The 13,545-nt window shown below is 74.0% G+C and carries 10 protein-coding genes and 1 tRNA gene; 3 read left to right on the top strand and 8 right to left on the bottom strand.

Annotated elements, in window-relative coordinates:
- Window positions 1-111 precede the first annotated feature (111 nt).
- A complete protein-coding gene (locus tag OG715_RS19020) occupies window positions 112-846 on the top strand; it encodes a hypothetical protein (protein WP_266269975.1) in 735 nt (244 codons plus the stop codon).
- Window positions 847-953: 107 nt separating this feature from the next.
- Here OG715_RS19020 and OG715_RS19015 read toward each other — a convergent pair whose 3' ends face one another.
- From OG715_RS19015 to OG715_RS18985, 7 genes are all read right to left on the bottom strand, one after another.
- The gene (locus OG715_RS19015) at window positions 954-4,469 is read right to left on the bottom strand and encodes an ABC transporter ATP-binding protein (RefSeq protein ID WP_266269974.1); all 3,516 of its coding nucleotides are present in this window, start codon (window positions 4,467-4,469) and stop codon (window positions 954-956) included.
- A complete protein-coding gene (locus OG715_RS19010) occupies window positions 4,466-6,436 on the bottom strand; it encodes a glycosyltransferase family 4 protein (protein WP_327064152.1) in 1,971 nt (656 codons plus the stop codon). Before OG715_RS19010 ends, OG715_RS19015 begins: the two co-directional genes overlap by 4 nt.
- Window position 6,437: 1 nt before the next feature.
- Window positions 6,438-7,334 carry a hypothetical protein gene (locus tag OG715_RS19005; protein WP_266269972.1) on the bottom strand — a complete coding sequence of 299 codons (897 nt, stop codon included), beginning with the start codon at window positions 7,332-7,334 and terminating at the stop codon, window positions 6,438-6,440.
- A gap of 3 nt (window positions 7,335-7,337) precedes the next feature.
- Complete coding sequence (locus OG715_RS19000; protein ID WP_266269971.1) at window positions 7,338-8,219, bottom strand: DUF692 domain-containing protein; 882 nt, start codon at window positions 8,217-8,219, stop codon at window positions 7,338-7,340.
- 87 nt (window positions 8,220-8,306) lie between these two features.
- The gene (locus OG715_RS18995; RefSeq protein WP_266269970.1) at window positions 8,307-8,441 is read right to left on the bottom strand and encodes a hypothetical protein; all 135 of its coding nucleotides are present in this window, start codon (window positions 8,439-8,441) and stop codon (window positions 8,307-8,309) included.
- 261 nt (window positions 8,442-8,702) lie between these two features.
- Window positions 8,703-9,311, bottom strand: coding sequence for a nucleotidyltransferase domain-containing protein (locus OG715_RS18990; RefSeq protein ID WP_266269967.1), 609 nt, complete (start codon window positions 9,309-9,311; stop codon window positions 8,703-8,705).
- 155 nt (window positions 9,312-9,466) lie between these two features.
- Complete coding sequence (locus OG715_RS18985) at window positions 9,467-9,955, bottom strand: YajQ family cyclic di-GMP-binding protein (RefSeq protein ID WP_030393881.1); 489 nt, start codon at window positions 9,953-9,955, stop codon at window positions 9,467-9,469.
- 216 nt (window positions 9,956-10,171) lie between these two features.
- On the opposite strand from OG715_RS18985, the gene OG715_RS18980 reads away from it, so the two are divergent.
- Window positions 10,172-10,252 (top strand) — tRNA-Tyr (locus tag OG715_RS18980).
- A gap of 245 nt (window positions 10,253-10,497) precedes the next feature.
- On the opposite strand, the gene OG715_RS18975 is transcribed toward OG715_RS18980, so the two are convergent.
- Entirely contained in the window at window positions 10,498-11,169 is a 672-nt protein-coding gene (locus OG715_RS18975; protein ID WP_266269966.1) for an HAD family hydrolase, read from the bottom strand.
- Between the two features lie 387 nt (window positions 11,170-11,556).
- Here OG715_RS18975 and OG715_RS18970 point away from each other — a divergent pair, with 387 nt between their 5' ends.
- Window positions 11,557-13,404: an APC family permease gene (locus OG715_RS18970; RefSeq protein WP_266269965.1), complete on the top strand. Its 1,848-nt coding sequence runs from the start codon at window positions 11,557-11,559 to the stop codon at window positions 13,402-13,404.
- Window positions 13,405-13,545: the final 141 nt, after the last annotated feature.

The following is a 13,545-nucleotide window of genomic DNA, read 5'->3' as shown; positions in this document are numbered from 1 at the left end:
TACACGCGGTGGCTGGGCCAATGGGGCTGCCCCACGGTGTGAATCAGGCACGACGCCCGATCTCCGGATCAGGCCTGCCGCCCGATCTGTACCGAGAGGAAAGCATCCCCCATGCGCACCACCTGGATGGCCGCCGCGCTGACCGCAGCCCTCGCGCTGACCCCGGTCGCGACAGCCTCCGCCGCCGTCGGCAACGGAGCCGACGCCCCCCACCGCACCACCTTCTCCGTGACCCCCGTGACCGTCCCCGGCCTCCTCGACGTCCCGGCGCCCCCCACCGCCCCGATGTCCCTGGCGGGTCTCCCCGCACTGCCCGCACTGCCCGGAATGCCCGCAATACCTGCGGCGCCCGGGATCCCGCCGGCCCCCGGCGCTCCTGCGGCGCCCGCCGCCCCCGCCGCCCCCGCCGCCCCCGCCGCCCCCGCCGCCCCCGGAGCCCCCGGCGCGCCCGCCGCTCCTGCGGCTCCGGGACTGCCGGACGCCCCAGCGCTCCCCGCCGACGCCCCCGACCCGACCTCCGCCCTCGGCGGTGTCCTCGATCTCGTCGGCGGCCTGCTCTCGGCGGTCCCCGCCCTGCTCGGCGGAGTCGACCTCGGTGCCGTCCAGCAACTCCTCGCCTCGCTGGAGAGCACCCTCCAGGGCCTGCTCGGCCAGCTCCCGACGCCACCCACCCTCCCCACCCCGCCGCCGACCGTCACCGCCCCGGGCTTCGCACCCCCGGCCCTGACGCCCCCGACGGCCGCCACCCCGGCCCCGCCGGCCTCGCTGACGGACCGGCTCGCTGCCCTCCGGTCCCAGGCCAAGGCCCTCGGCGACGCGGCGGCCGCCGCCGCTCCCGCCCGCTGACAGCGACAGCCGCCTGTTGACGACGGCCCCGGCCGGAAGCCCACCAGGGCTCCCGACCGGGGCCGTCCGCTGCCCGGACTGCCCGGACCCTCCACCGCCGACCGGGATCAGGAGCGGTGCCAGCCCGCGTAGGCGCCGCCGGCGGCGAGGAGTTCCGCATGGCTGCCCACCGCCGAGACCCGGCCCTCCTCCAGCAGCACCACGCGGTCGGCCCGGGCCGCCGTCGACGGCCGGTGGGCGATCACCAGGGTGGTGGGCCGTCCGGTCGCGGCGAGGACGGCCGCCTCGGTCTCGGGGTCGAGGGCGCCGGTCGCCTCGTCCAGGACGAGGACCGCCGGATCGGTCAGCACGGCCCGGGCCAGGGCGAGCAGTTGCCGCTGTCCGGCCGACAGGTCCCGGCCGCCCTCGGCGAGGCGGTGCCCGTACCCGTCCGGGAGTCCGGTGATCATCGCGTGGGCGCCGACGGCCCGGGCCGCGGCCTCGATCTCGGCGTCACCGGCCCGGGGGCGCCCGTAGGCGATCACCTCCCGGACGGTGCCGGGCAGCAGGCTGTTCTCCTGCGGCACGATCGCCACCCGCTGCCGGTACTCGGTGACATCGAGGTCGCGGATGTCCGTCCCGTCCAGTCGGACGGCGCCGCCGGTCACGTCGTAGAAGCGCGAAACCAGCTTCGCCAGCGTCGACTTGCCCGCGCCGCTGGCGCCGACCAGCGCCACGGTCTCCCCGGCGCGGATCGTCAGCGACAGTCCGCGAAGCACCGGCGGCCGGTCGGGGGCGTACCCGAACTCCACCCGGTCGAGGACGAGTTCACCGGGCGACCGGGCCGGCAGCGGCAGCGGCCGGGCAGCCGGCGTCGGCGCGGTCGGCTCGGCCGCCAGCTCCCGGAGCCCGCGCAGGCCGACCGCCGCCTGCTGGTAGCCGTCCAGCGCCTGGACCAACTGCTGGACCGGCGCGAAGAGCAGGTCGAGGTAGAGCAGGCAGGCCAGCAGCGCGCCCGCCGACATCGAGCCCTCCCGCACTCGCTCACCGCCGACCAGCAGGACGAGTGCGGCGGACAGCCCGGCGAGCAGCTGCCCGAACGGCCAGAAGAGCGCCAGCGCCCGCTGTGCCCGGCCCCGGCTGCGCCGGTAGCCGTCGCTGTGTTCGGCGAACCGCGCGCGCCGCTCGTCCTCCCGGCGGAACGCCTGGGTCACCCGCATTCCCGCCAGGTTCTCCCGCAGGTCGGAGGTGACGGCGCCGGCCCGCTTCCGGGCGGCGCCGTACGCGCGCGAGGAGGCCCGCCGGAACAGCACGGTCGCCAGTGCCATCAGCGGCAGCATCGCGCACGCCGGCAGGCCGGCCGCCGGGTCGAGCGCGAGCAGGACAGCCACCGTACCGATCAGGGTCAGGCCGCCGATCACGGCCTGGACCAGGCCGTCCCGCAGGAACCCGGCGAACGCGTCCACGTCCGTGGTCGTCCGGGCCAGCAGCCGGCCCGCGCCCTCGCGTTCGTAGAAGGCCAGCCCGAGGCGCTGCAGATGGCCGAAGGCGGTGGTGCGCAGCCGGTGGAGCAGCAGTTCGGCGGTGCCGGCCGTGGTGCGGATCGACACCGACTGGATCCCCGCCCCGACCAGCACCGCCAGGGTGCCGAGGGCGGCGACGGCGGCGAGCACCTCCGGCCGGTCCCGGCTCACACCGGAGTCGATGCCGGTCCGGACCAGGAAGGGGGTCAGCAGGACTCCGGCGGTGTCGGCGGCGACCAGCAGCAGTGCGAGCAGCAGCGGTCGGCGCAGCGGCCGGAGCAGCAGGCCGAGGGTGAGTTCCCGGTCGGCGTCGGGCAGTTCGAGTACCTCGGGTCCGGCCGTCCGGTCCGGCGTGCCGGGCGCGGCGGCGGCCCGCCCGCCGCCGTCCGGTCCGGCCGCGTCGAACAGCCGGCGGAACAGCGGGCTGCGGGAGCGCAGTTCGGCCTCGGTGCCGAAGTCCGCCAGGCGTCCGCCGTCCAGCACCGCGATCCGGTCGGCGAGCGCCAGGGTGGACGGGCGGCGGGCGAGGAGCAGACCGGTGCGTCCGGCCAGGACGGTGCGCAGGGTGGTGTGGATCCCGGCCTCGGTCCGGGCGTCCACGGCGGAGGTGGCGTCGTCGAGGACCAGCACCGGAGGGTCGTCGAGCAGCGCCCGGGCCAGCACCAGGCGCTGCCGCTGGCCGCCGGACAGCGGCAGGCCGCCTTCGTTGAGGCGGGTGCGGTAGCCGTCCGGCAGGGCGGTGACGAAGTTGTGCGCCCCGGCGGCCCGGGCCGCGGCGGCCACCTGGTCCTCGGTCGCCTCCGGCCGTCCGTAGGCGATATTGGCGTGGATCGTGTCGGCGAACAGGAAACCGTCCTCCGGGACGACGCCGACGCCCGCGCGCAGTGAGCGGAGGGTCAGCGCGCGGACGTCCTCGCCGCCGACCCGCACCGCCCCGTCGTCGGCGTCGTAGAACCGGGTCAGCAGCGCGGCCAGCGTCGACTTGCCGGAGCCCGGCAGCCCGACCACGGCCACGGTGCTGCCCGCCGGCACCGTCAGGGCGAACCTGTCCAGGACGGGTTCGCCCGCGCGGTAGCCGAAGCGGACCCGGTCGAACTCCACGGCCGGCGCGGCGGAGCGGGGCAGCTCCACGGCGTCCGCGGCCTCCACGACCCCCGGGCGGGTGTCGATCACCTCGAAGACCCGCCCGGCACCGGCCCTCGCCTGCTGGACCGTGTTCAGCAGGCCCGCCATCATCCGCACCGGACCGACCAGGAGCGCGAGGTAGCCGGTGAAGGCGAGGAAGGCACCGAGCGACAGCCGGCCGTCCATCACCAGCCGGCCGCCGACCGCCAGCGTGCCCAGCTGCCCGAGCACCGGCAGGGCGCGCAGCCAGGGGTCGTAACGGGCCGTCAGTCGGATCGCGTGCCGCCGGGCCAGGAACAGTCGGTGCGCCGCCGCGTCCAGCCGGCCCAGCTCCCGCCGCTCCTGGCCGAACCCCTTGACCACCCGGACGGCCGCGACGGCGTGGTCCACCACCTCGGCCACCTCGCCGGTCAGCTGTTGGACCTTCCGGTCGGCCGGGAACAGCCGGCGCCGGGCCCGGGCGGCGGTGAACCACAACGGCGGGAAGGTCAGCGCGGTCACCGCGGTGAGCATTGGCGACAGGGAGGCCATCCCGACGAGTGCGCCGGCCGCCATCAGCAGGTTGCCGAGCTGGGTGGGGGCCATGGTCAGGAATCCCTGCACCAGGGCGGTGTCGCTGTCGGCCCGGGAGACCGTCTGGCCGCTGCGCAGCCGGTCGTGGCCGGCGCCGTCCAGCCGGGAGAGCGCGTCGAACAGCTCGGTGCGCAGGTCGTGCTGTACGGCGAGGGCGAGCCGGGACGAGTGCTTGCGGCGCTGGTAGGAGAGCAGGTAGACGGCGAACGCGAGCGCTGTCAGCAGGAGGACCAGCGGCAGCAGCGGCCTGCGGTCGGCGAGTACCGCCTCGTCGAGCGTGATCCGCTGCAACTGCGGCACGGTCACCATGACGGCCACGCCCGCGGCCGAGGAGCCGCAGGCGAGGGCCAGCCGTCCGGGGTGGCGCAGGCAGTGGCCGAGCAGGCGTCGGGCCCAGCCTCCCCGGCCGGTCGGGACCGTCACAGCAGCACGTCCGGGTCGGCCGGCGGGGCGGGGGAGGGCGCGGCGTCCAGCTGGACCAGCCCGCGTTCCGCCAGTTCGGCGAGGAGCCGGGCGACGGCCTCGGGCCGGGCGCCGAGGCGGTCCGCGACGGTCGCGGCGTCGGTGCTCCCGTCGGCCAGCCGGAGGCAGCTCTCGACGGCGCGGCCGATCCGGTAGACCCGGGTCTCCAGGTTGGGCAGCCGCTGCAGGAGCAGGCACAGGCCCTCCTCGCCGTCCGGTGTGCCGCCGGGCGCCGCCAGCCAGGTGTCGACGGCCTCCCGCACCCGGGGCAGGCCCTCGACGGAGACGGCCGCGGCCAGTTCGGCGGCGTCGAGCCGGAGCAGCCGCAGCTGGCCGCTGCGGACCGGGCCGGGGGCCGGTGTGCCGCCGTCCCGCGGGGCCGGGGGCGGCAGGTAGGGGGTGCCGCGGTGGTGGCCGAGGTCGAGACCCAGCCAGGCGGCGGCGGCCTGGATCCGCCACAGCACGGCCGGTACGCCGGGGCGCAGGGCAGGGCCGTGCTCCTGGACGTGGCGGGCGAAGGCGGCCGCCGTCGCGACCAGTCCGCGCGCGGCGGACGGGTGCCGGAGCGGAGCGGCGGAGCGGGCGCGCTCCTCGTGCGCGAAGCGGGTGTACTCCTCGTCGAATCCGGCGCCGAGGAGTTCGGCGGTCAGGGGCAGCAGCAGGCGGAGTTCCGCCGACGAGGGCCCGTCGGCGGCGGGGTCGGTGGACCGTCCGCCGCGCCGGGCGGCGTCCTGGAAGATCCCGGCGTACCGGTCGGCCCAGGCGTCGAGGTCGGTCTCGCCGTCGAGGAGTTCCCGACCTGCGGCGCCCACCCGGGCGGCCTCGGCCGGGTCGGCGCAGACCCGGCCGAGCAGGTCGGCGAGGCCGGTGCGGTCGGTGGGGTCCGCCACGACGTAGAGGTTGCGTCCGTGCTCGGCCCGGTCGCCGGTGCTCTCCTTGCGGATCAGTTCGCGGGTGGCGATCGCTGCGGTGCCGGTGGCGAAGCACTCGCGGAGCTTGGTGGGGATGTGCTGGCGGATCGGGAAGTCGTGTTCGAGGAGTGCGACGGCGGTGCAGGCCCGGAGGTAGCCGGGGACGCGCTCGACCGGGACGAAGGGCAGCAGCCAGAACCGGTCGGTCAGGCCCAGGGCGTCGATCCGGGCGCGGAGTTCGGCCGGGACGCTGCCGCCGACCAGGGCCGCGACGTACGGTCGGGGCCCGCGCATCAGGGCCATCGCCTCGACCAGGTGGCGCAGCCCGGTCCTGGCGTTGGCCTTCCCGTAGTACCCGATCACCGGGGTGCCGTCGCAGAGCCGCGCGGGGTCGGGGACGTCGGCGCCGGCGGCCGCGGCCCCGGCCGCCAGGGCGGCCAGGTCGAGCGGGGCCGCGCCGGGGTGGAACAGCTCGGTGGGGACGACGGGCTGGACGGCGCCGGTGAAGCGGGAGCGGTCCACGCCGAGGCCCGGCAGCGGGCCGGGGGCGGCGACGATCGCGGTGGCCCCGAGCAGGGCCTCCTTGTAGGTGGTCTGAAGGTCCCCGTGGTTCATCAGCCGGTTGCGGTCGGTACCGGCGGAGCGCAGGACGTGCGGCACTCCGGTCCACAGCGAGGCCAGGTGGGCGGCGACCCCGCAGGGCTCCAGGTAGTTGGAGTAGACCACCTCGCAGTCGTGCGCGCGGATCACCCGGGCGGCGGCGCCGGCGAGCCGGGAGACGGTCGCGTCGGTCTGCGGGATGTGGCGCATCGCGGTCGTCGGAGGGGTGAGCGGCACGACGGTGACGGAGGTCGCCGCGGCCGCACCGGCGATCCGGTACGTGTCGGCGACCTCGAAGGCGTTGGTCACCACGTGCACCTCGTGGCCCCGGCGGACGAGAGCCCGGGCCAGCAACGCCGCCCGGACGGCGACACCGCCCTGGGTGGGCGGGAATTTCACGACGAAACAGATGCGCATGTCAGCTCTCGGCGGGGAGGAGGACGTTGATGCGGACGAGCTCGGCGATCAGCCGGGCCGCGGCCGGGCCGTACTCGGCGAGTACGGCGGAGGCAGGTGTCCCGGCCTGGAGCCGGGCGACCGCCGCGTGGGCGCCGGCGGCGAGGCGGACGGTGGCGATGTCGGAGCGGCCGGTCCGCACCAGCAGCAGGTGGCTGGGGGTCGGGCGGCAGGTGAACGCGGCGGACTCGCCGGAGGCGGTCGCGGTCGACGGTGCGGTCCCGGTTCCGGTCGCGGTCCCGGTTCCGGTCGCGGTCGATGGTGCGGTCGCGGTCGCGGCGATGAGGGCCGGCAGGTCGCTGGCGTAGGAGCACAGCATCGCGTGGCCGGCCAGGTGGTGGACGCCGGGGCCGGGCGAGGTCGTACCGGCTCCGGCCGCCGCGGGGCCGGGGAGCGGTTCGGCCCGTCGGTGGGCCGGTCCGTCAAGGGCCTGGGCGAGGCGGGCCTGCGCCAGTAGCCGGCCGCGGTCCTCGTCGTGCCGGGCGGCCTCGGCGAGGCACTGTCCGCACGTGTCCCCGAGGCCGGGGGAGGCGGTCCGCAGTTCGTCGCGGAAGCGCCCCTGGTCGGCGAGGCCGAACGGGATGTCGAGCTTGGCGCGGTCGGTGTGCGCCCCGAGCGTCTCCACGATCCTGGTCAGGGTCGGGTACGGCGTCCGGGCCCGTGAGTACCGCTTGCGGGCGGAGATCCGTGCCGAGACAGCGATCCGGTCCGGTGCGACGCCGGCCCGGAAACTCCGGGCCTCGTCGGGGGTGAGCCCGCGTGCGGCGAGGTAGCCGTCGGGGTCGTCCTGGTAGCGCTCGCGCTCCTGGCGGGAGGCCATCAGCAGGGAGATGAGCTCGAATCCGATGCGGGTGTCCACCGGTCAGCCCTTCCGGCGCGGGGCGGTCGCGCGGCGCGGGTCCGTTGTCCGGCGCCGGTCGGTTGTCCGGCGCAGTTCGGTGGCCCGGCGCAGGTCGGTGGCGATCTCTTCGGTGCGGTCGAGCCGCTGGTCCCGTTCGAGCATCACCGCGGGCACCGGGTGGAACTCCAGCAGGGCGCCCAGCAGCTCCCAGACCGGCTCCGGCACCGGCATGGAGTGGGTGTCGAAGTAGGTGCCCTCCTCCTCGACCCCGCCCGCCAGATGGACCTGGACGACCCGCTCGTACGGGATCTCCCGGATGAAGTCGAGGGCGTCGAAGCCGTGGTTGCGCGCGTTGTAGGTCAGGTTGGTGAGGTCGAGCAGCAGGTGGCAGCCCGAGGCCTCGACGATCTCCGTCACGAACTGGGCCTCGGTGAGCTCGTCGCCCCAGCTGAAGTGGTAGGCGATGTTCTCCAGCAGGAACGGCCTGCCGACCCGCTCCACGGCCCGCCGGGCGCGGCGGGCGACGTGCCGGGCGCTCTCCCGGGTGCGGGGCAGCGGCAGCAGGGTGCCGAGTTCGGCCGTCGAGGTGCGGGTGAAGCAGAGATGGTCGCTGAACCACGGGGCGTCGAAGCCTTCGACCACCGCGGCGAGCTCCTCCAGATAGGCGTCCCACCGGCCGTCGTCCCCGACCGACCCGATGGACATCTCGATGCCGTGCGGGACGACCGGAATTTCCGGGATCCGCTCCAGCAGGGAATCGATGGATTCCCGCTTCCTGGTCGCCCCCATGTAATGCTCGGATATGACCTCGACCCATTCGACCAGCCCCGGGTCGGTGGCGATCTCGTGAATCGGTTCCCGGTACCCGATACCGGTCCCGAGTTCGGGCACCGCTGTACTCATGGCTGTACGGACCTCATTTCGGACTGAACGGTGGGGCGGGTGGCCCGCCGGTCCCCGAGCGGGACCGGCGGGCCACCCGGGCATGGGCTACCAGCACTCGCAGGAGCAGTAGCGGCCCATGTTGACGTCGATCGACGGCAGCTCCGGGAGCAGCTCGATCGTCAGGTCCAGCTCGTTCTCGACCTCGGTCGCCGGAGCGGCCTCGAGCAGGGTCGTCGCCATTTCCATCCCCTTTCGTACAGTCCTCCCGATCGGTCGGGCGACCGGCCGGGACGTCATTACCGTATGACATTGCACGGGTGGGGGCAATGGTTTTCCTGATCCGCCCGAAATTTCTTTCCAAAGCATTCAGAAGATTGCTCTGCTGGCTTTTCCGGGCATGCCGAAGAAATGCCCGAGGGGATCCCTGGGGCATGGCGCGAGAATGTCAAAAAATGAATACCAGAGAATTCGTCGAGGTATTACCGGGCGACCGGTGGGGCGTCAGTGCGCGGCGAGCCGGGCCGACCACGGGTGCGCGGGCGCGCCCGGCGGGGCGAGGCGCGGCGCGAGCCAGGCCCGCTGCTCCTCGTCGAGCAGCGGGGCGAGGTCGGCGAAGTCCGCATCGTCCTTGGGGCGCCCGTCGCGGGCCTTGAACAGGAGGACGACCTCGGGCGAGAGGTACGGCATTCCGCCGGGTGCGGTGCGGGTGAGCACTTCCAGTGGACGACGGGTGCGGCGGCCGCGGTGGAACACCCAGTCCGCGCCGTCCGCGGCGCCGAACACGATCTCGACGGGTCCGGTGTCCAGGGACAGCGTCTCGCGGCCCGGCTCCAGCGTTTCCCCCGGACTCCAGGGGCGTCGCGCGCCGTCCTGCTGGTCGGTCACGGTGAGCGGACGGTCCGCGAAGTGACGGGCGAGCAGCTCGGACTCCCGGGCCAGCACCAGTACGTCGACGTCCGCGTGGGCGCGCCGGACGCGCCCCACCTCCAGATCGACGGCCCATCCGCCGGCGATCCACCACGAGCCTTCGAAGCCGGCGAACAGCCGGCCCGCTTCCAGGAGTGGAGCAGATGCCTCGACACTCCTGTGATCTTTCCCCCGATTAATCACCGCTGTAACATATCACATGTCAAACACCTTCCGTCTCCTCCATCTCCTCCACCTCCCCGGTCACACCGGCCCCGGAGTGCGACGAGGGCGCGGTGACGAGGCTGTCCTCGTCACCGCGCCCTCGACACGATCGCCGCACCGGCGGCGCCCCGCGACTAGCGGTAGTTCACGTACTGGAGCGCGAAGTCCAGGTCCTTGCCCTTGAGCAGGGCCTGCACGGTCTGGAGGTCGTCACGGCTCTTCGAGGTCACCCGGAGCTCGTCGCCCTGGACCTGCGCCTTGACGCCCTTCGGGCCCTCGTCCCGGATGATCTTCGCGACCTTCTTGGCATCGTCCTGGGAGATGCCCTCCTTCACGTCCGCGAAGATCTTGTACTCCTTGCCGGACAGCTGCGGCTCCTTGGCGTCCAGCGCCTTGAGCGACAGGCCGCGCTTGATGAACTTGCTCTGCAGCACGTCCAGGATCGCCTTGACGCGCTCCTCGCCGTTGGCCTTCATCTCGATCGTCTCGCCGGAGCGCTTGATCTCGGCGCCGACGTTCTTGAAGTCGAAGCGCGTGGAGATCTCGCGGGAGGTCTGGTTGATCGCGTTGTCGACCTCCTGCCACTCGACCTTCGAGACGATGTCGAAACTGGAGTCGGCCATGGGTGTTGGTCTCCTTGATGTTCTGGCTGCACTGACACGGCCCGCCCCACCGGGCGCCCGCCGTCCCAGCCTATCCAGCCGACCCCCACCCCCGCCCGGGACGCCCGCACCGCACCCGCCCGTCCGGCTCCGCGGAACCGGGTGGCGAACCACCCCCCAGCATCGGGTAAGGTTTACCCAGTCGAACGGGGCAAGCCCCCGGGAGACAAACATCCTGGCTGGTTGCCCGAGCGGCCAAAGGGAGCAGACTGTAAATCTGCCGCGCAAGCTACGCAGGTTCGAACCCTGCACCAGCCACAGGATAAAGAGAGGCCCCCGATCTGCGGAGACGCGGATCGGGGGCCTCTCTCGTTTCGGTCCGGGAGCGGGGCGGCGATGCCGTGGCCGGTCGGGCTGCGGGCGGTGCCGAGGTGGCGGGGGTGGGGCCTTGACGCGCTGTGGGGCGCGATCGAGGGCCGGGGTGCCCCTGATGTGCTGGTGTGTTCGAGGGTGCTGCCCGGGTCCGGTCGGAGCTCTTCGACCGGGTGGCCGAGCCCCCCGAATCACGGGGACGTGAGCAGCAGGGTGGCGGCGGTGGGGGTGTCAGGGGCGGTGTGGGTGGGGGTGGGGTGGGTCGGGGGGAGGGGTGGGGGTGGGGTCGGGGTGATCCAGATGGAGCGGAGGCCGGTGGCGTGGGCGCCGCGGAGGTCGGTGGCGGGGTTGTTGCCGACCATCCAGTCGGTGGGGGCAAGGGTGCGGCCGAGGCGGGTGGCGGCGAGGTGGAAGATCGCGGGGTCGGGCTTGCGGGCGCCGGCCTCTTCGGAGACGACGACGGTGTCGACGGCGGGGAGCAGGCCGGTGCGGGTGAGTTTGGCGCGCTGGATGTCGGTGCAGCCGTTGGTGACGACGGCGATGGGCCAGCCGGCGGCGCGCAGGGCGGCGAGAGCCTCGGGGGTGCCGGGGAGCAGGTGGGTGCGGGCGGCCTCGTGGGCGACGTGTTCGTCCCAGAGGTCGGCGCCGGTGTGCGGGAGGCCGTAGCGGGCGGCGATCCGGGCGAAGCCGGTGGGGGAGCGGTCGGCGCGGAAGAGGGTGAAGACGGTGGGGGCGGCCTCGGGCGGGAGGCCGTGGGTGGCGCAGAAGGCCGGGGTCCAGGCGTCGGGGCCGCCGTCGCGTTCGACCAGGGTGTGGTCGAGGTCGATCAGGAGGAGGGGTGGTGGCGGGGAGTGGGTGGCCATGTGCGGAGAGTAGTGGATCACTCGGGGGTCGACTTATTGCGAACTACTTGCAATTACCTCAAGCAGGCAGCACAGTGGTGGGGCAGGGTGGGGTCGGACCGTTTCGGCTTGCCTGTCGAGCAGTCCCGGCCGTGCGGAAGCGCGCCGGGAGTCCTCCTTCACAGCTGATCGTCTTCCCAACCGGCGCCCGCCGGGACAGCGGTCCGCCCACCCCGCCCAAGCCCGCCTCCAAACCCGCCCCGGGTCCACTTCCGAGCCCGTTCCCGAGCGCGTCAAGAAGGCGTCAGGAGCGGTACGGGGAGCGTCAGGAACCCGTACGGACCAGCGGTGACACCGGGCACGGCCCGCAGGATCGGAGCAACCGATCGACTGCGGAGGTCCCGTCCGATGTCCAGCCCCCTCCCCCCGGCCCTCGCCGCCGAGCCCGAGCCGTCGGACACCGGCGCCGCGGCGTCCGACGGGAGCGGCGACGAGCGCCACCGGCTGACGGTGTCCGGCGGGCTGGCGGCGCTCTCCCTGGACGCGATGGCCTCGGTGGCCTACGGGCCGGAGTCGATCGTGCTGGTGCTCGCGGCGGCCGGGGCGTACGGGCTCGGGTTCACCCTGCCCGTCACGGCGGCGATCGCGGTGCTGCTGGCGGTGCTGGTGGCCTCCTACCGGCAGGTGATCGCGGCGTTCCCGGACGGCGGCGGCTCCTACGCGGTGGCGAAGGCGCACCTGGGTCGACGGACGGCGCTGACGGCCGCGGCCTCCCTGGTGATCGACTACGTGCTGAACGTCGCGGTGTCGGTGACGGCGGGTGTGGCGGCGCTGACCTCCGCGGTGCCGGGCCTGCACGAGGACCGGGTGTGGCTGTGCCTGGGCGTGCTGGCGCTGGTGACGGCGGTGAACCTGCGCGGGATCGCCGAGTCCGCCCGCTGGTTCATGGCGCCGACGGCCGTCTTCGTGCTGTCGATCCTGGCGATCGTCGTGGTCGGCCTGTTCCGGGACGCGCCCGCGAGTACCGAGGCCGCCGCCGGGCACGCCTCGGTGCTGACGGAGAACGCCACGACGGTCGGCGCGCTGCTGCTGCTCAAGGCCTTCGCGGCCGGCTGCTCGGCGCTCACCGGCGTGGAGGCGGTGGCGAACGCCGTCCCGTCCTTCCGCGCGCCGGGCGTGAAGCGCGCCCAGCGCACCGAGGTCGCACTCGGCGCGCTGCTCGGCGTGATGCTCATCGGACTGGCCGTGCTGATCGGCCGCTTCCACCTCCAGCCGGTCGAGGGCGTCACCGTGCTCGCCCAGCTCGCCGACGCCTCGCTCGGCCACGGTGCCGGCTTCTACGTGGTCCAGCTCGCCACCGTCGTCCTGCTCGGCCTGGCCGCCAACACCTCCTTCGGCGGCCTGCCCGTCCTGCTCCACCTGCTGGCCCGCGACAACCACCTGCCGCACGTCTTCGCGCTGCGCGCCGACCGTCAGGTCCACCGCCACGGCGTACTGTTCCTGGCCGCCGTCTCGGCCGTGCTGCTGGTCGCCTCCGGCGGCGACGTCAACAGCCTGGTCCCGCTCTTCGCGATCGGCGTCTTCGTCGGCTTCACGATCTGCCAGGTCGGCATGGTCCGCCACTGGGTGCTGGAGAAGCCGGCCCACTGGCAGGCCAAGGCCGCCCTCAACGGCTTCGGTGCGCTGCTCACCGGCACCGCCGCCCTGGTCGTCACCGGCACCAAGTTCACCGAGGGCGCCTGGGGCATCTGCCTGGCCCTGCCCCTGCTGGTCCTGCTCTTCGAAGCCGTCCACCGCAGCTACGCCCGGATCGGCGAGCGCCTGGAACTCGGCCGCGTCCCCGGCCCGCTCACCCCGCAGCGCAGCCTGGTCGTCGTCCCGGTCACCGCGATCACCCGCCTCACCCGCGACGGCCTCTCCGCCGCCCTCTCCCTCGGCGACGAGGTCATGGCCGTCACCGTCGTCCACGACCCCGCCGAGACCGAGACGCTGCGCCGGGACTGGGAACTGTGGGCCCCGGGCGTGCCACTGGTGGAGATCCCGGACGGCCACCGCCGACTGGGGCAGCCGATCGCGGACTTCGTCAACGAGCTCGCCACCGAGCACGCCTACGACCGCCTCACCGTCCTCATCCCCGAGGTCGAACCGGCCCGGCCCTGGCAGCGCGCGCTGCAGAACCGCCGGGGCGCCGTCATCGACCGGGCCCTGCGCCGTCACACCGACGCGGTGGTCTGCCGGCTCCGGATGCGGATGTGACCGGACGTGGATGCTCAGGACGCCGAAGCAACCGGACGCGGATGCGACGGGGGCAGAAGTACAGGGGGGCGAATTGATGCTTTATGCCCGTATGTAAGCGAGCCGATCGTCATATCTTGACGATGTCTTAACGGCCCCTCC

Source organism: Kitasatospora purpeofusca (genome assembly GCF_036010405.1).
Classification (GTDB): Bacteria; Actinomycetota; Actinomycetes; order Streptomycetales; family Streptomycetaceae; genus Kitasatospora; species Kitasatospora purpeofusca.
This window is presented reverse-complemented; position numbering and strand designations above follow the sequence as displayed.

Bases quoted from the DNA above. Each gene is read 5' to 3' on its own strand.
- OG715_RS19020 (WP_266269975.1), top strand. From the start codon at position 112: ATGCGCACCACCTGGATGGCCGCCGCGCTGACCGCAGCCCTCGCGCTG.
- OG715_RS19010 (WP_327064152.1), bottom strand. From the start codon at position 6,436: ATGCGCATCTGTTTCGTCGTGAAATTCCCGCCCACCCAGGGCGGTGTC.
- OG715_RS19000 (WP_266269971.1), bottom strand. From the start codon at position 8,219: ATGAGTACAGCGGTGCCCGAACTCGGGACCGGTATCGGGTACCGGGAA.
- OG715_RS18995 (WP_266269970.1), bottom strand. From the start codon at position 8,441: ATGGCGACGACCCTGCTCGAGGCCGCTCCGGCGACCGAGGTCGAGAAC.
- OG715_RS18985 (WP_030393881.1), bottom strand. From the start codon at position 9,955: ATGGCCGACTCCAGTTTCGACATCGTCTCGAAGGTCGAGTGGCAGGAG.
- OG715_RS18975 (WP_266269966.1), bottom strand. From the start codon at position 11,169: ATGGCCACCCACTCCCCGCCACCACCCCTCCTCCTGATCGACCTCGAC.
- OG715_RS18970 (WP_266269965.1), top strand. From the start codon at position 11,557: ATGTCCAGCCCCCTCCCCCCGGCCCTCGCCGCCGAGCCCGAGCCGTCG.